This window comes from Ruminococcus sp. AF17-22AC (assembly GCF_003460065.1).
Lineage (GTDB): Bacteria > Bacillota > Clostridia > Lachnospirales > Lachnospiraceae > Blautia_A.
Genome location: NZ_QRXT01000005.1, coordinates 1 through 20,881 on the forward strand (window position 1 = coordinate 1; position 20,881 = coordinate 20,881).

A 20,881-nucleotide genomic window follows, 5' to 3' on the forward strand; every position below is an offset into this window, starting at 1 on the left:
CGCTTTTTTCAAAACTTTTCAAATTGTTTGTTCAGAAGAAACAATTCTTCGTGACAGCTTATTTAGAATAACACTTTCTAACCGGGCTGTCAACACCTTTTTGAAGTTTTTTACAAAAACATCGACATGTATCAACAAAAGGTACCATAGACCTTTTCGGATCCATGGCACCTTTATTAATCATATATTAATTCAGAAATGTAAAATCTTATTCTGCCGTTTCTTCTGCTGCTACATCATCTGTTGTTTCTGTCACTCTGAGTGAAATAAACAGATTCTGTGCAATTTCTGCATTCTCATCAGAAATCTCACCCATCTGTACATTATACATAATTCCATTGTCATCCAGGAAAGCAAGGCCATATGTAACGTCGGTATTAAACACAACTGCCTCGATTCCGTTGATGATTACTTTTTCGATATCTGTATATCTTTCTTCTGTTTCAAGTTCCGCTTTCATCTTGTCTGTATCGTAGTCTTTACCGATATCGGTAGCTGTCACTACCATATTGTCGCCACTGTCATCCGGTGCTTTTGCCTGGAACATCAGTCCATGTTCTTTTTGATCTTCTTCAGAAACTTCAAGAACTTCCCAGTCTGACGGAACATAAAGATCGAATCCAGGTTCAAAAGAAAGCCAGGTACCTTCATATGCCTCTTTTTCCAGCATATCATAAGTATACTCGGTAACTTCTGCTGCTTCTGCCGCAGTCTCTGTATCATCAGGCCCATACAGGAGCTGATGCTCCGCTGATCATTGCTGCTGTACACACCATTGCCATAATTTTTTTCAAAATTTCGAAACTTTTCGGTATTCTTTTGGTGTGATTCCATATCGTTTCTTAAACTGTCGGTTAAAATTTGACAAATTTGCAAAACCAACATCCTGTGAAACAGACAATATTTTATCATCGGTTCGGCGCAATGCTTCTGCCGCATTTGCAAGCCGACGATCATTTATATAAGAAGCAAAACTATCCCCCGTCATTTTTTTGAACCAGCGCATGAAATGACTCTCACTCAATCCGCAAAATTTTGCCATATCCGAAACATTCAGACTCTGATTGATCTTCTCACCAATCTCCTGAAGCACTTCTTTCAGCCGTTCCCGATCAGGAGAGGAAATTTCTTCTATAGAAGGATATTTTCTGATCAGCAGGAAAATCATCTGAAGTACGGCAGCTTTTACTCCCAGTTCATAGCCTTTCTCCTTTTTTTCACATAACTCTTCCATCTGGACAAGACACCTTTTGAGTGCTTCATAGTGCTCCTCCCCCTTCCGAATACATGCAGGAGGAAGCAGGCGGCCCGATGCAAGCGGCACTAAAAACTCTCCTGCACAGAGATCTGCTGCACCTTCTCCGAGAAAATCCATCTCAAAGATAATATTTTCGTACTCCATGGCATATCCTTTTATTCTGTGAATGGAATGCAGCGTACCCGGAGTCACCACAAAAATATCACCGGGATTCCCCTCATAATTCTCAGTTTCGAGTTGAATCTGCCCTTTTCCTTTTTTTACGTAGATCAATTCCATCTCTTTATGCCAGTGAAGTGAAACAACCGGAAAATCTAGCGGGATCGTACATGGATATATATTAAATGGAAACAGGCGACTTCCATGTTGTTTCGTTTCCTGATACTCTGCGCTGTTTTGTTTTTCTCTCATGTGTCCGGTACCTCCTGTAACCGATTTTTCAAGTCCAAATGATAGGATAGTATCATTTCCTGCAAGCTTTTTACAAGAAATGACGAACGACATATGCTATAATCATAATAACTTCTGAAGTTAGAACAATTTCAACTTTTTATATAAAGAAAGGAGCGACTCTTATGAGTAAATCCATGAAAGCAACTCTTACTGATCTTTGTCAAAAAGAAATCTCTACGGCTACAGATGCCGAACTTTATACTGCCCTTTTGAAGCTTGTGCATGAAAAGAGCCAACAGCAGGTCAAACCTGTCACCGGAAGAAAACTGTATTATATTTCTGCTGAATTTCTGATTGGCAAACTACTGTCCAACAATCTGATCAATCTCGGTCTTTATGACGATGTGCGTGATACACTTGCCGAAGCAGGTAAATCTCTTGCTGATATTGAAGAACAGGAACCGGAACCAAGTCTCGGAAACGGCGGACTCGGTCGTCTTGCTGCCTGCTTCCTGGACAGCCTTGCAACCTTAAACCTTCCCGGCGACGGTGTCGGCCTTCGTTATCACTGCGGACTGTTCCATCAGAATTTCAAAAACAATGTCCAGAATGAAACACCTGATTTCTGGCTGACTGATCAGTGTGCTGCCAAAGCGACCGATACAGTCTTCCCTGTTTCTCTTGCCGGAAAAACATATTCCGCAAGACTTTATAAACTTCCGGTGACAGGATACGAAGGGCGCACCAATACCTTAAATCTCTTTGATCTCGATACTGTCGATGAGTCTGTGATCGGTGACGGTATCTCTTTTGACAAAAAAGATATTGCCAAAAACCTGACACTGTTTCTTTATCCGGATGATTCCGATGAAGATGGTCGTCTGCTCCGCATCTATCAGCAGTACTTTATGGTTTCTGCCGGTGCACAGCTGATTCTTGATGAATGCATGACCCGAGGCTGTAACCTGCACGACCTCGCAGATTATGCGGCAATCCAGATCAACGATACTCATCCGAGCATGGTAATTCCGGAACTCATCCGTCTTCTCGGACTGCATGGAATCGAATTTGAAGAAGCTGTTCAGATTGTTACTGACACCTGCGCGTATACAAACCACACAATTCTGGCAGAAGCACTTGAAAAATGGCCGCGTCATTATCTTGACACCGTTGTACCGCAGCTTATGCCGATTATCGAAAAGCTGGATGCAATTGCAAAAACACGTACTGATAATGCCGCACTTGCTATCATCGACCAGAATCAGGTTGTACACATGGCACATATGGATATTCATTTTTCCCATTCCACAAATGGTGTTGCCACACTGCACACTCAGATTCTGAAAGAAAGTGAACTCGCCGGATTTTATCAGATGTATCCTGAAAAATTCAACAACAAAACAAACGGTATCACTTTCCGACGCTGGCTTTTAAAATGCAACCCTGCATTAACCAGTGAAATTGAAAACCTGATCGGAGACGGATTCAAAAAAGATGCCTCTGAGCTCAAAAAACTCCTTGCTTATACCGATGATACCGAGGTACTGTCCAAAATCCGCACAATCAAAAAAGATAATAAAAAACAGCTTGCAGCATGGCTCGCTGACAAACAGGGACTCCAGCTGAACACAGATGCAATGTTTTCTATCCAATCCAAACGACTTCACGAATACAAACGCCAGCAGCTGAATCTTTTATTCCTGATTCACGAATATCTGGAGATCAAAGCCGGTCATGTGCCTGCCACCCCACTTGTCAGCATTTTCGGTGCCAAAGCAGCACCTGCTTATATCATTGCAAAAGATATCATCCACGGTCTTCTGACTCTGTCTCAGGTAATCAGCGAAGATCCGCAAGTTTCCAGATGGCTTCAGCTTGCATTTGTGGAAAACTATAATGTATCTGCCGCAGAAAAAATGATTCCGGCATGCGACCTTTCCGAGCAGATCAGTCTTGCTTCCAAGGAGGCATCCGGAACCGGAAATATGAAATTTATGCTGAATGGCGCACTGACACTCGGAACTATGGATGGCGCCAATGTCGAAATCGCAGAAGCAGTCGGAAATGACAACATCTACATCTTCGGCCAGAGCAGTAAACAGGTCATCCACCATTATGCTGCTGCCGATTACTGTGCCCGTGACTGGTATGAAGCTGATCCGAATCTGCGCCGTGCTATCGACTTCCTCACAAGTGAGGAAATGTTGAAATATGGCGATGAAGAACATCTGAAACGACTTCAGCATGAATTGATCAATAAAGACTGGTTCCAGACTCTTCCGGATTTCAACGCTTATGTGGTTCGCAAAGAACAGGCGATGAAAGACTATGCAGTCAACCCGGAAGACTGGAGCCGCAGAACACTGATCAATATTGCAGAAGCAGGATTCTTCTCATCAGACAGAACGATTGCCGAATACGATCAGGATATCTGGCATCTGGGAAAATAAGTAACCCGATACATTCAGAAAATCACTCACCGGGGTTGGAGCGACGGATCTGTTCCGTCAGCTCCTCACCACCCTGCTCATACCATTCTTTTACAAACGTATCAAAATAAGAAACCGGCTTCACGCCCATAATAATCTGGATGAACGAATCTTTTTCAAGCTGCTGCAGAGATTTCGGCAACTCACCATCTGTATCATCCAGATACTTCTGCTCCTGTGACTGATAGCCGCCATCTATAAGGAGTCCCACTGCGGAAATTCTTGATTTGTAGGCAGCCCAGTCTTCCGGAGTCGATGATTTGCCGTGAAGATAATTCTCACATGCGATATAGTAAGATTTTTCTAAGCCCCATAAACTTTCTTTTTTGTCTGTACCATTCTGAACCGCACGTATATCCTTTGTAATCTGAAATGTTGCTTCTTTATAATCGACATTGATGACCAGTGGTCTCGCTGTCGGCTCTACATTCAACGCAGAATATTCATTGACGTCATCTGCATCTTCTGCTTCATATCTTGTATAATCAAACAATACACTGATGATTTTCATCACAATTTCCGGATGCTCATACCCCTTACGCACAACCACATATTTATTATCACGAAAAGAAGCATACACATTATCATGTTCCGGCTGCTGCAGATAGTATGGTTCCCAGTCTGCATTTTTATCTTTTTCATATACATCCATTAACGGATTATTCGGTGTCCACCATAGTCCGAAAAATGCTCCACATTTTCCACTTACCACAAGATCACGCAGATTGTTCTGGGCACGCAGTGCAAAATTTTGATCAATGACACCTCTTTCATATAACTCATGAAGATAGCTCAATGCATTTTTGGTCTGCTGTGTCACGGAACCATATACAATCTCACCATTTTGATTTACCCAGCGTTGCGGGCTCGCATGATACCTGTCAAACACCGGCTCTACCGAATAACTGGAGCTGGTACTTCCGACAAGATTTGTGTCGCATACCAGCCCCACCGGATCTTCACCCTCTTCTGCTCCCATCCCGTTTTCCACAAATGCTTCGATAATTTCAAAGGCATCGTCCAGCGTCTTCGGTTCGTCAAGCCCAAGTTCATCCATCCAGTCTTTTCGAAGCCATAGAAGTCTCGGACCATGATCGATCACAGTTTCCGGGATTGCCATCAGCTTTCCGTTGAACTTCCCCGCATCCAGAAGGTCACTGCCATAACTCTCGAACATCTCCTTGATTCTTGTCGTTGTACAGCTTTCATAGACATCCGACAGGTCTTCTACAAGATCATTTTCTACCAGTTCTTTAAGTGTCTCTCTGTCAGAAACAACAAGTACATCCGGCAGTGTCTGGTCTTTTACCAGAATATTGATAAACTCATCATAACGGTCTTCCCGTTCCATATATGCGTTGTCGTTCTGGATATTCAACATCTTCCGAAGATATCTCGTATAGACATTATCTTCGTAGGTGTCTCCATCCGGGAGGTTTGAATTGTTTACCCCGCTCATCTGACCAAGTGTATAGCTCACCAGTTCAGGATATGCTGCATATGGACTCTCTTCTGCTTTTTGCCATGCTTCTGTGTCCCCGGCAGCATCTGCACTCTGCGTTTCCTGTGTCTGCTCTTTGTCCTGCCGGCCTGCACCACCACATCCACTCAATGCAAAAGCGCAGGAAAGTATCAGTGCTGTTATTTTTTTATACTTCATCTTTCCTGCCCTCCTTCGGAAATCTCATCACAACTGTCGTCCCCTCATCCGGTGCACTTAAAATCCTTATTCCATAATTTTCTCCATATAAAATCCGGATGCGGTCATTGACGTTTTTAAGTCCATAGCCTTTTGCCTGATAAGTTACAAGCGTCTCTGCTTTTTCCTGCGGCATTCCCATTCCATTATCCCGGACTGTGATTACTACATCATCACCATTCCCCCGGAAAGACAGGAAGATTTTTTTGTCTCCGTCTTCTTTTTCATCAATGCCATGCTCAATCGCATTTTCAACAACCGGCTGCAGGAGCAGTTTCGGCATTTTTTCATTTTTGATTGTCGGATCAATATCCCAGTCCACTGTAAAATTGTTATCGTGCATAGTTAGCTGGATTTCAAGATATGCCTGCATATTCTGAATACAATTCTCAACCGTAACTACGTCCTCGCCTTTGCTGAGTGCCGTACGGTAAAATGTCGACAAGGCAAGTGTCACCTTGCTGATTTCCATCTGATTGCTGCGGATTGCCATCCAGTTCATCATCGAAAGTGTATTATACAGGAAATGTGGATTAATCTGCGCCTGTAGTGCTTTCAGCTCATATTCTTTGAGCGCAATCTTATTTACATACACTTCATCAATCAAACGGTTGATCTCATCCATCATATTGTGGAAACTATTAATCAGGATACCAACTTCATCTTCAGAATCGCTGCTTACCGTAACTTCGCGGCTTCCATGATTGACCTGATCCATATTTTTTGTAAGTTCTTCAATCTTTCGTGTAAAAATTCTTGAAAAAGAAAGTCCCAGAAACAAAATAATAAAACCACAGGCAATAATCAGCGGAATCTCCTCAAGAAGAATTCTCCGTACAGACCCCGAGATCGCATCCTGACTTTTGTAAAAGTAAAATACCCAGTCATTTTCCTCACTTTCGGTTTGCGTCCAGGTACATGTCTGACTGATTTTACTGAGCAGTTTGTCAGCAGTCTGCGAAGTATCCTTTTTGTTATCGTCGGACAACTTAAGTTCTTTCAAGCCGGTTTTGTTATACAGCACATTGCCATCTTGATCCGCTACAATTCCACCATTTTCATCGGTCAGAATATTCGTCAGCGGCTGAAATATCTTATCATAATCCAACGAAATACAGAGAACCGCATTCAACTTCTGCTGGGCATAGATCATACGTACAGCTACAACTTCTCCCCTCGTCCGATCTACTTTCCACTGAATCCGTACATCATCTTTCAGCCCTTCACTCCACCACTCTTCCTGCATTTCGTCAAGTGGAACAAGTGTATATTCATGTTCGACCTGAATACTGTCGGCAAAAAGCTGAATCCGGTTGATCGCATCGTGATAAGATTTCGGTACGGACAAAAGCGGATCTGCAATCTCCGTATACTTCTCGTAAGCAGTATAATTATCGATATTTTTTTCTTTAATGATCTCTTCAATATCCGGCGAGTACGTCAGATAGTTCAGAAGACTCGCATATACTGCGGTCTGGCTGTCGATACTCTCTTTGGTCTGCTCCATAATTGACTGCATATCTTCCAGTTCACTACTTCGTACCATCGTACTCTGACGGCTGTGACTGTACAGTGCAAGCACCGTCATCGGCACCAGGCTCGTCACGACAAGAAGAATCGTCAGCTTGTGGCGGTATTTCATATTTTTGAATATCTTACGAAGTCTGTTCATCCTCTCCGGTTCCTTTCCTGTATGACTCCGGACTGCTTCCGTAATATTCACGAAAACTCCTGCAGAAATAAGAAACATTTGCAAATCCTACGCGTTCGCTGATCTGAGCCACCTTCATATTGGTACTGCAAAGAAGCTCTTTTGCTTTTTCCATGCGGAACACACGAATGTATCGGTTCAGATTCATGCCTGTCTCTTTCTTAAAAATAAAGCTCAGGTATCCGGACGACAGATAAACTTTCTCAGCCAGCATTTCCAGATTCAGATCTTCTTCATAATGCTGATAGATATAGTTCTTGACTGTTGCCACTTCATTCCTTGATGTGCTCATAGAACGTTCCAGAAAAGCCTCGTACTCTTTGATGTTATCTTCGGTCACTGCAAGGATTTCCATAATATTTTTGCACTTGTACAGTCTTTCTACTTCCTGTTCCAGGCGGTGCTCTCCTGAAAACTGGTTTTCCTGAAAAAGTTCCTGAATGACATTGGAAAATACAAATTTGATATACATTGCAGAATACTGTGTATTATCGTGATATTTTTCTTTGAGGCATTCGAAATGTCTGCGCAACTGCTCTGTATCTTTACGTGTGATATCCTCTGAGATCATCTGCATGATCTGCGAATCCTGCACCTCGCCCACAGATAATTTCAATACATCATCCTCATTTGAAAAAACATGTTTTTCCGGATGATAGAATTTTTCTTCCATCTGCTGTTCCAGCTGTTCCAAAATCTCCGGCAGACATTCACAGCCCTCAAACTTCCTGCTGACTGCCAGATAAAAACTGTCCCTGTACTTTCGCTTCATATAGTTATAAAGATGATTTGCAACAAGCTGATAATCACAGTAAACATCCTGAAACAGAAGCAGTGACTGTCTCGCATTCAGGTTCAGATAAAAATAGACCCTCCGCAGTTCTTTCTGAATTTCATTCTCGAGGTTTTCTTCTGCCGTATCAAAAAAAGCCACATCAGACTCGATCAGGATTCCGCAATGCCAGCCGTTCCATTTGTCAAGGTCGATCATATCCTTTGCTTTTTCCAGTGTTTCTGTCTTTCCGGAATAAAGATAGTTCTGGAGAAAATACTGCTGCAGGAAATTTTTCCCCTTAATCTCCTGGCTTTCTTTTTTCTTCCGGCGGTCAATCTCTTTCTCGGCCTTCTGGATCACTTTGTGGAAATCATCTGGATTAACCGGCTTCAGAATATATTCTGTCACTCCGTAGCGGATTGCTTCCTGCGCAAAACTGAAATCACTGTAGCCGCTGAAGATCACGATCTGTAATGCCGAATTTTCTTCTTTGGCACGTCTCGATAACTCCAGTCCATCCATATGCGGCATCTTGATATCAGTCAGAATAAGCTGAATATCCTCTGTACGGATAATCTGCAGTGCCTGTTTGCCATTCGAAGCTTCAAATACTTTTCGTTCCCCTTCTTCTCTGGACAAAAGGTATTTGAGACCTTCTCTTTCAATTTTTTCATCGTCTACAATCAGAACGTTTGTCATTTCCATACTCCTGTTTTTGAAGTTTTTTATAATTATAGCACGAAGCCTCAGGAAAGAATATCTTCCCGGAGACTTTTTATAAAGGTCTTTTTTATAGTCTGTATCAGCCTTTTACGGCACCGGCTACAACACCTTCAATGATATATTTCTGGCATACAAGGTACACGATGATGATCGGAATGATATCAATCATGATACTTGCCATCATCGGTCCCATCTGTACATGTCCGTAACTTCCTCTGAAGTACTGAACTGCCATTGGAATGGTACGGTATTTCTTAATATCCAGAACCAGTGTCGGCAGGAGGTAATCGTTCCATACCCACATCAGTTCAAGAATTGCTGTAGAAATAATGGTTGGCTTCAAAATCGGAATCAACACTTTGAAATAAACCTGCAATGGACTACATCCATCGATCAGAGCTGCCTCTTCTATTTCAAGCGGAATACCTTTTACAAATCCGGTAAACATAAATACTGCCAAGCCTGCACCAAATCCAAGATAGATGATGCAGATGTTGTACGGATTGTTGAGATGTAAGGTATCTGCTGTTTTTGCCAGTGTAAACATAACCATCTGGAACGGTACTACCATACTGAATACACAGAGGTAATAGAAAACCTTGGATAATGCTCCGTTTACACGAACAATATACCAAGCCGCCATAGAGCAGCACAGCATGATCAGAACAACGGACATGACTGAGATCACAAGACTGTACCAGAAAGATTTGAGAAAATCCATCTGTGTAACACTTGCCACAAAGTTTGCAATGCCGTTCCAGGTTTCACTTGTTGGAAGGCCGAATACACCTGCGGTTGTAATTGCCGTCTCTTTTTTCAGTGAGTTGATCAGAATCAGTACGATCGGATACATCCAGAGGATGCAGATAATTGTCAGTATAATTGTCGCAACAGGACTTTTCTTCTTATTTTCCATTACTGCTGAACCTCCTTAGATGATGTAGCCCGAAGCTGGATCAGCGCGATCACTACAACGAGAATAAAGAATACAACGGCTTTTGCCTGGCCGATACCCTTCCACTGTGGTCCGCTTCTTGCATAGAATGTATCGTAAATATTGAGTGCCAGTAACTGGGACTGTTTTCCCGGATCACCGCCGGTCAGTGAGAGGTTCTGGTCGAACATCTTGAATCCATTTGTCAGTGTCAGGAATGTACAGATTGTAACAGACGGCATGATCATCGGAAGTTTGATCTTAAATAAGATCTGTCTGCTTGTCGCGCCGTCGATCTGAGCAGCTTCGACCAAATCCGGAGATACGTTGTTCAGACCGGCAATGTAAATGATCATCATATATCCGATCTGCTGCCACATCAGAAGAATCAGCATACCGATAAATCCGTTTCTCGCGGAAAGTGAAAGCAGCGGCTGTCCCCATTTGGACAGAAGACCATTTAACAGAGTCTGCCAGATGTATCCAAGTACGATACCACCAATCAGGTTCGGCATAAAGAATACTGTACGGAAAGCATTTGTTCCTTTGTATCCTTTTGTCAGTGCCAGTGCAATAAAGAATGCCAGTACGTTGATCAGAATACTGGATACGAATGCAAATACAACCGTCAGCCAGAAGGAATGGCTGAAAGTATTATCCAGTAAAATCTTGGAATAGTTCGAAAATCCTACAAATGTCACATCCTGTACAGTGGTAAACTTACAGAATGAAAGATAAATGCCCCAGATGAAAGGCCAAAGAAAACCAATTACGAATGCCGCAAAGGTTGGCAGTACAAAAATCGGCCACCACTTTTTGATTGTTCTTCCTACCATGATGAATCTCCTCTTCCCTGTTCCGCAAAAATAATTATTACGGTTTTATGACTGACAGAAGGAGGCAAGAAATTCTGCCTCCTCCTGCTAATTACATGCTATTTTCAAAATCAAATTATTCAGAAAGAGCTTTTTCTGTAGCCCATCCGTCAACGAATGCACTTACAACATCATCCCAGGAACCAGTGCCTGCTGCATATGCGGTAAGAGCTGTTCCAAGACCGTTTTTCCACTCTTCAGACGGCATTGTTGTGAAGTTCCATGATACAGGTGTAAGACCTGCTTCTGTGTACTCAGCATCCTCTTTTACAAATACGTTTGTAGACTCCTGTGCTGTTTTGAAAGGAAGTGTGAATCCCATATCATCTGCCATGGATTTTGTTCCTGTTTCAGAGGTTACACACCAGTTCATGAAATCCAGAGTTGCCTGAATGTCTTCTTCAGATGCATTCTTGTTTACGCACCAGTAGTTCTCTGTACCTGTTGCAAGTCCCTCGTTCTCATCATCTACACCAAAGTAGATCGGGATCATTGCCATTTCATCATCACCGTATGTTTTGGACAGTTCTGCATATTCCCATGTACCATTCTGATAGAATACTGCTTCGCCGTTTACAAATTCGTTTCTGGAGTCATCTGCTGTCTTTGCAGAAAGTTCAGCTCCGTCACAGGTAGAATCTGTGATGTACAGGTCAAACAGGTTCTTGTAGTTGTCAAGATATGTTCCTTTGATTGCCTCTGTATCATCGATTCCGTCTTCTTTGTATTCATAGTAGATCGGAAGGTTTGCAAGATGTGTTTTGAATCTCCAGTCAGAGGAGCCGTCCATACCTGCTGATGTGAAAGCACCTTTTACTCCGAGTTCGTCTTTTCTTGCCTGAATGTCATCAGCTACTTTCTTCAGATCATCATAGCTCTTGATGTCGTCCAGTGAATAGCCTGCTTTTTCAAGTAAAGTCTTGTTTGTAATAAGACCATAGGATTCGATTACGTATGCGATACCATCTACTGCATCTCCGTCTTTCAGTTCGTATGTATCAGATGTAAGACCTTTTGTGATTTCTGCATCTTTCAGATCATAGCAGTAATCTTTCCAGCTCTTAAGTCCAACCGGTCCGTTTACCTGGAACAGTGTCGGTGCATCGCTTTTAGCCATTTCAGACTGAAGTGTTGTCTCATACTGTCCTGATGCTGCAGTTACAACAGTTACTTCTGTTCCTGTTTCTTCTGTGTAAGCTTTTGCCAGGTTCTGCCATGCTTCATCTGCTTCCGGTTTGAAGTTCAGATAATAAACCTTTCCGCCACCGTCTGCCATAACCGGTACTGACGGAATCATTGTTGCTGCCATTAAAGCTGCCATACCCATTGCTGTAACTTTTTTCATTTTCATAGTGATTGTCCTCTCCTTTTCTTGTAAGGTTTGTTCTTTCTTAAGCTGGTTTTATTATAGTTTTTGTTGATTTTTTATACCATGATAAAAAATCAAGATTTATGTTCATTTTTCAATTTTGATATATAAAATTTTTTAATCAAGTCACCATTTTCGGGGTGTCGGTTGATGGAATTAGGATTTACTTTTCTCCAGGTCATCCATTTTCGACAAAATTGGTTTGCTCTTATTCCAGATAGTTCCTACTGAGTCATCCGATTGCAAAATTTTGGTTGTTCTATTTACAACATATAAAAAATCAAGTCACTCTTCAGGCAATTTTCTGATGACCTTAGTACGAGTACCGTAACACTAAGTCACCATGCTCCATCGAAATGACTTGATTCTATTTATTTTCTACTATTCATTTTCTTTCCTACTGTCTTTGCGTTTGCGGGAAATCACATCCAGAAGGCTCTCATCTTTCATATCGGAAAGGTCTTCGTCGGTGATCGTCGGCTGAGATACGGTATAAGCCCCTCTGCCAGCTGGCGGAATGTCTTCCTCTGCCTCAGCGAAAAAATTCTCTGTTTCATCTGACGTTACATCTTCTTCATTTATCTGTGCCGCATCGAGTGATTCCTCCATCCGGGAAACTTCCTCTTCTTCAAAATGTCTTTCTTCTGATGCTGCGTTCTCTGCAGCATCTGCGAAGTCATGCATTTCCTCCGGTGCGTCTTTCTTCTTACGGGAGCTCCACGGTGCGTACTCCGGTTCAGGCTGAATGTCTTTCTCTTCCTGTACAAAATCCTCCGCATTCATGCCATCCACATCACTGTCTGTTCCGTCAGACAGGATTTTTCCATCTGCGTCTACTGCTTCTACATCCTGTTTCAGCTCTTTGAGACCTTTTTTCAGAAGAACCAGATAGATCAGATCAATGATTCCGTTGCACAGGAAAATCCATCCTGCAAAAATTACTGTGTATTTTACCATCGTAAACGGATTGACCACAAGTGAAATACCAAGCGCAATAAAAATCAGGCTTCCAAACAAAAGGAATCTCCATGTATCGACTCCACGTTTCTTGAGTTTGAAGCTGCCCTTGAGTGTCCAGATGCTGTCAACCAGAATAAATGTACCGAGTAAAATCGGGAGAAGTTTGACCACGATCTGTGGATTCATAAACAGGAAAATTCCGAGTACCATCAGGATACCGCCGGAAAACAGATCGAAGATCGTTGAATTTAATTTCTCGGCAACATAGATCAGGATGTGATACAATCCGACCAGAATCAAAAGGATTCCAAACACAAATTTACAGATGACATTGATCATATTAACCGGCATAAATACGAGACATATGCCAAGAACAATATAGATCAGAGAAGTCACGATCTGACCTTTTAAAAAGTTATTGATTTTTTCCCACATTGGTTTCCGCTCCTTTCGCCCAGTGGATATCTAAGGAACAGTATACCGTCTTTTGGGCTGTTCGTCTATAGGACATTCTGTGCCGGATGTCACTAATTCTACCCATACGGCTTCGACTTTTATCAGGTACAGTAACGGAAGGTTTTGTCGGTCAGTATCCTTGCAAAAATCAGTCCGAGCGGCAGTGCTGCGATGATCAGGATTGCTGCTGCAAACCACGATGCCGCAACAGAAAGTGACATCATACCCAGATTATAAATTCCACGGTACAGATAAAGTCCCGGAACCATAATTACAATAGAAGGAACCGTCAGGGAGATTCTCGGGTAACCTGCTTTGTTTTTTATCAGAGAAGCAAAAATCCCCGCAGTCAGTGCGCCGATAAACGCAGCCACTGCCGGTGGCATTCCTGCCAGATCCACAAGTTCGAGACGAAGTGTATTTGCAACTGCACCGATCAGGGCTGCCATCGTTGCAAGGCGCGCCGGACTGTTAAACATGATGGAGAATCCAAACACGCCACAAAAGCTTGCCATAAGGCGGAACAGAATCCACATTTCCACCGGCATGGACACCTTGATAAAGTCAACCGGTTTCAGGTGCAGGATCAGAGCCATGATCCACGCTGACATAGTTGCAACCAGAATGATGATCAGCGCGTACATCAGACGTTCCATCCCAGAGCGCATATCAAGCTTTGCAAGGTCAATTCCGCTGGTAATAAACGGAAAGCCCGGAATGATAAATAACATCGCGCAGATATACCCCGCCTCATGCTGAATGGAAATACCCCACAGCATTTCTCCGATTTTCAGAAATCCTGCATATACCAGACATGCCAGTGAAACGGATGACACAATGCAAAGGAAAAGTGTGAAGTGATGCTTTGTCAGTTTGCAGCGAAGAAAGTTTCCAAAGCCTGCACCGACAAAAGCACAGAACATTTCCACCGGTCCTCCGCCGAGGAGAAATGTAAATCCGCAGCATGCAAGCGCAGCGGCAAATCCAAGGGCAATCGGAGAGTACAGCCCATGAATCCTTTCGATATCATCCAGAAGAGAATGCAATTCTTCTCCTGACATGTCTTTTCCATCAATTTCAAATTCACGGATAAAATTTTCCAGACGATTCAGCTTTGAAGTGTTGACTCCTGTATTTGTCAGGCACAGAGACTGTGTAAATCCGTCCTGTCCGTCAAAGCAGGTATACTCAATGGACATCAGCCCAATATCTGCCGTACAGGTAATTCTCATCACTTCCGCAAGTGTATTCATAGAGCTTCTGACACGCCACGCTCCTGTACCACAGGACAAAAGCATGATTCCGACTCGCCCGATGATGGATGCCTTTTCTGTCAGGCTTGCCTGCGTAACAGGTATATTCCCTCCATTTTCGTCCGTATATTCATGCCACGCAATATCCATGTGGTTTTTTCTGATCATCTGCCGCATATTTTCCACATCCCTGCTGATTTTTCAGCTGTTAAAATCATTTATCCTGCGCCTTCATTTCCGCCAGAATTGCTTCACGGCATCCCAGTCCGATACCGTTTGCAAGCTCAATATTTTTTTCCATTTCACGTTCAAAATGACAGAAGGGAAGAAAGATTCCGAGTGTACTGGTGTGTTTTTCAACGCCATGTTCGTCCCTTTTTCCGTAGTACATAAGCGAACGAGGAAGTTCTTCCTGCAATTTCATCAATGCGTCCCATACTATGCTATATATTTTTTCTTCATTGATCTCAAACTCTACAGATTCCGGGAAATTAAACATCAGAAGGATTCCTCTGTGTTCGGAAATCTTTCTTGTCTCAATTTCTCCCTCCTCACTGTAGAAATGATTTTCTCTGAAACCGTCTGCCATATACATCTGGTAATCCGGAATTTCATCCTGCTGTTCAAATAATTTGCGGAACATTTTGTATTTTTTCTCCCAGAGGTGAAGTTCGGATTCATCGAAAAATTCCCCGTTTTCATCCGTCAATAAGATTGGATTTTCCACACCTTTGTCATTGAAACGGATCGGAATCAAAAAGGAATTCCGAAGCAGATCAAAGACGCTGTTGTTGCATACTGCCATCATAAATGCTGATAAATCTTTGTTTTCGTATGCATTAAATAAAGCTGCTGCAAAAACTGTTCCCGGAATGTCGGTTCCGGCACCTTCGCTTTCTTCCGCAGATGGAATTGCAGCAAAAAAAGTATTTTTCAGGCGGTCGCATGCGCGGGGATTTTTGAGTATCTCATCGAAAATCTGCTCCGCCTTTTCTTCTCTTGGGAATATTGTGCCCATAATAAAGCCTCCTTTTGAGGCTTATTATAGGAGGATGGGTGGGGAATGTAAAATTCATATCTTCTATATTTAATATAATAGATTGATATATAAAAACAGGCCGGGAGTTGTGTCCCGACCTGCTGTGCATCATAAGCTTCTGTGCTGACAGGCACAGAGGCTTACAGGCATGTTGTGTGATTATTTTACAGTTACTGTAATTACAAAGCTTTCTCTTCCTGATCTTACGGTAATCTTCGCAGTTCCTTTTTTGCGTGCTGTGATGACACCATTACGATTTACAACTGCTACATCTCTGTTGGAGAAAGTATAGGTGATTCCATCCTGGGAGGTAACAGGTCCAAGTACCGGTTTCAGTGCCAGTTTCTGACCAACCTTCAGGGTTTCGCTGGATCTCAGGCCGAAAATCTTTGTTGTTATAACTTTTGTAGGCTGTACTTTTACAACCAGGCTTGCCTTCTTGCCGCTCTTGAGTGTTACAGTAACCTTGGCTGTTCCACTTGTTGTACCGGCTGTGATCACGCCTTTGTTGTTAACAGTTACGATCCGCTTATTGCTGGAGGTCCAGGACTTCACGGAATCGCCATTTGCCATTGTGACTTTGATCTTGTTGGTGCTGTGCTTATACTGCAGTCTGATGCCGGTTGCATTCAGTTTGACTGTTGCTGTAAGCTTCTTTCCATAGTTTCTTGTAACTTTCTTACCACATACAGAGCATGTTCCCTGCTGTTTTGCCGGCGCAAATACAGTTGCTTTCGCAATTGTCTTCCATGTATATTTGTGGTCATTTGTCTTTGCAATGGACTCTGTCTTTGTTGTTTTGCAGACTTTACATGTGTAAGTCTTTTCCCCGGCTTCTTTACATGTTGGTTTTTTCGTTACTTTTCCTTCATCGAAGGTATGCTCTTTTGCTGTAAGCTCAGCAAGTGGCGCAACAATATATTTGTGTGATGTCTTTGTAACTGTGAGCTGGTATTTTCCGGCTTTATCAGCTTTTACATTGGCAATTCCTTCATCATTTGTTACAAATTCTGATGTTTCAGCAGTATCAAGGTTTTTCAGTTCAACGGTGCACTCTTTCTCATTCTCTACTGGTGTCATCATTGAAAGACCTTTTACTGTTACTGCAAATTCTTTACCAGCACAGATTTCTTCCGGAACATTTTCAAAATAAATATACTCGTCTGTGTATCCGCTTGTATCTGCCAGCACATAAAGGCTCAGTGTATCGCCATTCTTTAATGCAGTTGTGTTTGCAACGGTTCCCTGTCCGTTTTCGTCTACCGGATATTTATTATTTACATAATAGCCAAAATTTCCGGTAGTATTTTCAAGCATAGCATAAATCCATCCATTTGATCCTACATTAAGATATTTAGACGGATTTTCATCAAATGCATCTCCATACATTGTTTTGTGCAGAACATAAAGTGCATCAGCTACTGTTACCTGATTCTTCATTGCTTCCGGTTTTTCATATCCGTAAGCGGCTGCATCTTTAGATGTAACATCAAATGTTCTCAGCTGTGCCGCTTCACCAGCCATATTTACTCTGACTGTTACAGTCGCAACAGCTGCATTCTGTGCATCTTTGGCTGCATCAATAGCTGCCTGAAGTGCCAGTGTTGCATCACTTACTTCTTTTTCTGTAAGATTTTCTTTGTTCAGGACATCTTTTGCTGTGGCAATTGCCGCCTGAAGTGTTGACTTTGTTCCTTCCGGATACTGTCCCGCTTCTGTCCCTTCTGTCATTCCATCCAGAAGTGTCTGTGCTTCGTTGATCAGCTTCTGAAGTCCCTCTGTTGCCGGTCTGGTTCCCTTGATGGTAACAGTTACGGAAACAGGCTGTTTGTAAAGTTTCTGAAGAACTGTATTTTCCGGATGCTTTGCAGCAGCATCTTTGTAAAGTTCACTGCTGAGTACGGAAGAGATTGTGATCTGTGTGTCTGTTTCTCTTCTGGTAACAACAAGGTTTTCATGCTGTACTACTGCATTGTTGGAAGATTTAAATAATCTGTAACTTGATGCCATTGGATCGTACTCCGGGAAATCATCCGGGATGATTCCTGTACCGGTTCTGTCAGCATTATCATAAATCCATTTTTCGCCTGCTGTCAGTTCCTGGAATGCATGCAGATTTCCGGTGATAGAATCCTTATCTGCATACAGTCCATCGTTGATTCCATCAAAGTAATGTGCTTTTGCATACTCCATCAGATCAAGCTGAGCCTGAACTTCTGCCTCTGTAATGGCTTTGACCGTAACCGGAATCTTCTTGCTTACGGTTACATTATCACGGGTAAAGGTAACAATAAGATTTACAGCAAGATCTTCATTGCTTGCAAAACGGTCTACGGCTGCTCTGTAACCATTAACCTTAATCACATTCTCATTATCTGAAGTTACTGTAATTTCTTTGTTAGCGAATACGTATTTGTTATTGTCGTCCTTTATTTTGGTGTATCTTGGAAGCTGAAGATCATAGGTGCAGTTCTTAAGATCTGCTACCTGACTCTGATCATTGAAATTTTTAATCTGATCTGCTGTATAATATTTATTCAGAATTGCCTGAAGTTCTTCTTCTGTAGGTCCTGTCTGCCCGGTGCCTTTAACAGTTACTTTGAATTCTTTTGTCAGAGTAGCAAAATCAGATACCTTTTCTACATAAGAATTCAGCAATGTGTCATTGGCGTTAAAGGTAGCTGTCAAAGTTACTTCTGTATCTTCCGGCTGTGGTTTGATCACGCCTTCTTTGGCATCGATCAGGGATCCCCATCCTGTATCCTTGAAGCTGATCACACTTTCATTAGAGGACTCCCATGCAATGCTGGACCAGGTTGTTCTTGCACTGGTGCCCATGCACTGTGGAAGTGTCAGATTGGATGTTACCTCTGCTGCATCTGTGTTTGATCCTTTGATCTTGGCCCAGGTAAGACCGTCCTTATCTGCTTGCATCTGCCTGTTAAAGTATTCGCAATCCCATCCAATTGTAGCAGTACGTTCTTTTGTTTCTGCCTTTGCGCCATTCTTCTCAAATACATAGATAAGACTTACATTCTTAACATTAGAACCTGTGGAAGGAGCCTGTGCCCTGTAATGAATGATTCCATCAGTGCCAACCCAGTCTGTATCGCCACTGTATTTAACAGAAACAGTCACACCGGTTGTATCAATATCTGTGTATGCACCAATTCTGGTTTTTACAAACTCGCAAATATTCTTGTCCGTTGCAAACTTCGGACGAAGTGCTCCCATCTCTGCATCAAATTTCGCTTTGATAGCATTTACGGTTTCTACATCTGCCGGATTAATGCTTGATACCATCTTGACATTTAAGGAAATATTCTCATCATCGCCGGACGGTGCGTAAGTATTTTTCACATCATTGTAATCCGGTGCTGTCACAGTGTAAGTGTAAGTAACACCTTTCTGCATGGTGTAGGTTCCATTGTCATTTGCCTTGAGTTCTACAGTCTCTGTTTCATCTTCATCCCACGGATCTTCCTCTTCGTAGGTTACTTTAATGGATGCATTCTCGACTGCTTTATTGTCTTTGTCTACCGGATTAATGGTTACTGTATAATTGCTGATGTTTTTCTCAAGCTGAACATTGATCGTATCGTCTTTGTCCGGGGTGAACTCCTGATTTGAAACGGATTTATAATTTGGAGCTTCTACGCTATATTTATAAGTAGTTCCATCAATCAGATTATAACTTCCGTCTGCTTCTGGTTTTATGGTATCGTACCAGCCTTTTTTGACGGTTACTGTGGCACCATTGACCGGATTGCCGGATTTGTCTGTTACGTTGAATCTGACGTTTCTTGTGATGATCTTCTTCAGTGTAACGGTTTTTACAGTGTTGAGATCTGTCGGATTGAAGGTAAAAGAGCTTTCTTTGTAATCGTTATATCCGTCTTTTTTGACAGTCAGGGTGTAATTTGCACCCTTTTCCATGTCATAAAAACCATCTGCCTTCAAAGAAACAGTATTCCAGCCCTTCTCCAGTGTTACAGTCGCATCATTGATTGGAGTACCATTTTCATCCTGTACCTTGACGGTCATTGTGTAAGCTGGTTCTGCTGCTTCGATTGTGATGGTAAATTCCTGCTCTGCGAGAGCTGCTGTAGCTGCCTGTGCCTCATTGTTGATTACAGAATCAGATGTATCTGCTGAAAACAGTCTCAGGGTTGCCTTAATACTCTTTGGTCCTTCTTCTGCAGTCGGACGCTTAATAATCGGGGTACTTCCTCTCTTCGCTGCTGTCTTGGTGTTAAGATTTAACCATTTTCCTGCTTCCTCGTTGTCAATATACCAGCCGTTCTTGTATGGACTGGTGAATGTCCTGAAAGCTATAGAAGTAATATTACTTCCAGTTCCATTTGTCTTAAGGCCTATGGTATAAGTTAATCCATCTGCACTCTTGGTAACACCGGTTCCACCATTGGTGATTAACTTATTATTCTGATTAGTAAGATAGTTATCCTCAAGCCATTGGGCTGCAGCAGCTTTTGCATCATCTGTACCAGTTGATTCATCCGCAAATGCTGCGATATCTCCATTCTCTGCTGAAAATGAGTCTGCCTCTCCTTCTGCTTCAAATACCTCTGTATCAACGGATGCATCCTCAGAATCTTCTAAAGTTAAATCCTCTCCCATCAGGTCTTCCGCATTGTCCGTGTCCTCGTCCTGAATGGAAATCTCCGCATTGTCTTCCTCATCTGCCTGTACTTCTATTGCTTCCTGTCCGCTATCAGAAAACTCGATATCCGCTGCAAATGCATTGGAAGGAATCATCGTTACGGTCATCATTGCTGACATAGCAAGCGCTGACATACGTTTCATTACTTCTTTTTTCTTCACTTTGCTCCTCCTTTTGTAAAATACTTTTGACAACAAAAAACAGAGCCTCATTATTCGATGAGTCTCTGTCCTTTATAACGTGTTGGCTTGCCGACTAAAAATGAC

The 20,881-nt window shown here is 42.4% G+C and carries 13 protein-coding genes; 1 reads left to right on the forward strand and 12 read right to left on the reverse strand.

What is annotated here, in order from left to right; all coding sequences use genetic code 11:
* Window positions 1-208: 208 nt before the first annotated feature.
* Both DWW86_RS08710 and DWW86_RS08715 read right to left on the reverse strand, forming a co-directional pair.
* Window positions 209-670 (reverse strand): DUF4367 domain-containing protein, encoded by a 462-nt coding sequence (locus DWW86_RS08710; protein WP_117942860.1) that lies wholly within the window; start codon window positions 668-670, stop codon window positions 209-211.
* A 120-nt stretch (window positions 671-790) separates the two neighbouring features.
* Window positions 791-1,669: an AraC family transcriptional regulator gene (locus DWW86_RS08715; RefSeq protein WP_286187681.1), complete on the reverse strand. Its 879-nt coding sequence runs from the start codon at window positions 1,667-1,669 to the stop codon at window positions 791-793.
* A 164-nt stretch (window positions 1,670-1,833) separates the two neighbouring features.
* Here DWW86_RS08715 and DWW86_RS08720 point away from each other — a divergent pair, with 164 nt between their 5' ends.
* Window positions 1,834-4,101, forward strand: coding sequence for a glycogen/starch/alpha-glucan phosphorylase (locus DWW86_RS08720; protein ID WP_286187682.1), 2,268 nt, complete (start codon window positions 1,834-1,836; stop codon window positions 4,099-4,101).
* Window positions 4,102-4,123: 22 nt separating this feature from the next.
* Here the strand turns inward: DWW86_RS08720 and DWW86_RS08725 are convergent, their stop codons facing one another.
* From DWW86_RS08725 to DWW86_RS08770, 10 genes are all read right to left on the reverse strand, one after another.
* Window positions 4,124-5,800 (reverse strand): extracellular solute-binding protein, encoded by a 1,677-nt coding sequence (locus DWW86_RS08725; protein WP_117942862.1) that lies wholly within the window; start codon window positions 5,798-5,800, stop codon window positions 4,124-4,126.
* Window positions 5,790-7,562 (reverse strand): sensor histidine kinase, encoded by a 1,773-nt coding sequence (locus tag DWW86_RS08730; RefSeq protein WP_286187683.1) that lies wholly within the window; start codon window positions 7,560-7,562, stop codon window positions 5,790-5,792. The genes DWW86_RS08725 and DWW86_RS08730 overlap by 11 nt, the downstream gene beginning before the upstream one ends.
* Window positions 7,495-9,024: a response regulator transcription factor gene (locus DWW86_RS08735; RefSeq protein WP_117942864.1), complete on the reverse strand. Its 1,530-nt coding sequence runs from the start codon at window positions 9,022-9,024 to the stop codon at window positions 7,495-7,497. The genes DWW86_RS08730 and DWW86_RS08735 overlap by 68 nt, the downstream gene beginning before the upstream one ends.
* A gap of 103 nt (window positions 9,025-9,127) precedes the next feature.
* Window positions 9,128-9,964 (reverse strand): carbohydrate ABC transporter permease, encoded by an 837-nt coding sequence (locus DWW86_RS08740; protein WP_117942865.1) that lies wholly within the window; start codon window positions 9,962-9,964, stop codon window positions 9,128-9,130.
* Window positions 9,964-10,818: a carbohydrate ABC transporter permease gene (locus DWW86_RS08745; RefSeq protein ID WP_015542389.1), complete on the reverse strand. Its 855-nt coding sequence runs from the start codon at window positions 10,816-10,818 to the stop codon at window positions 9,964-9,966. Before DWW86_RS08745 ends, DWW86_RS08740 begins: the two co-directional genes overlap by 1 nt.
* 115 nt (window positions 10,819-10,933) lie before the next feature.
* Complete coding sequence (locus DWW86_RS08750; protein WP_502696639.1) at window positions 10,934-12,202, reverse strand: ABC transporter substrate-binding protein; 1,269 nt, start codon at window positions 12,200-12,202, stop codon at window positions 10,934-10,936.
* A 405-nt stretch (window positions 12,203-12,607) separates the two neighbouring features.
* Entirely contained in the window at window positions 12,608-13,621 is a 1,014-nt protein-coding gene (locus tag DWW86_RS08755; protein ID WP_117942866.1) for an HdeD family acid-resistance protein, read from the reverse strand.
* Window positions 13,622-13,743: 122 nt separating this feature from the next.
* Window positions 13,744-15,072 (reverse strand): threonine/serine exporter family protein, encoded by a 1,329-nt coding sequence (locus tag DWW86_RS08760; protein ID WP_117942867.1) that lies wholly within the window; start codon window positions 15,070-15,072, stop codon window positions 13,744-13,746.
* Window positions 15,073-15,109: 37 nt separating this feature from the next.
* Window positions 15,110-15,913 carry a DUF4866 family protein gene (locus DWW86_RS08765; protein WP_072521591.1) on the reverse strand — a complete coding sequence of 268 codons (804 nt, stop codon included), beginning with the start codon at window positions 15,911-15,913 and terminating at the stop codon, window positions 15,110-15,112.
* 180 nt (window positions 15,914-16,093) lie between these two features.
* Window positions 16,094-20,776, reverse strand: coding sequence for a carboxypeptidase regulatory-like domain-containing protein (locus tag DWW86_RS08770; RefSeq protein ID WP_181985333.1), 4,683 nt, complete (start codon window positions 20,774-20,776; stop codon window positions 16,094-16,096).
* Between the last annotated feature and the right edge of the window lie 105 nt (window positions 20,777-20,881).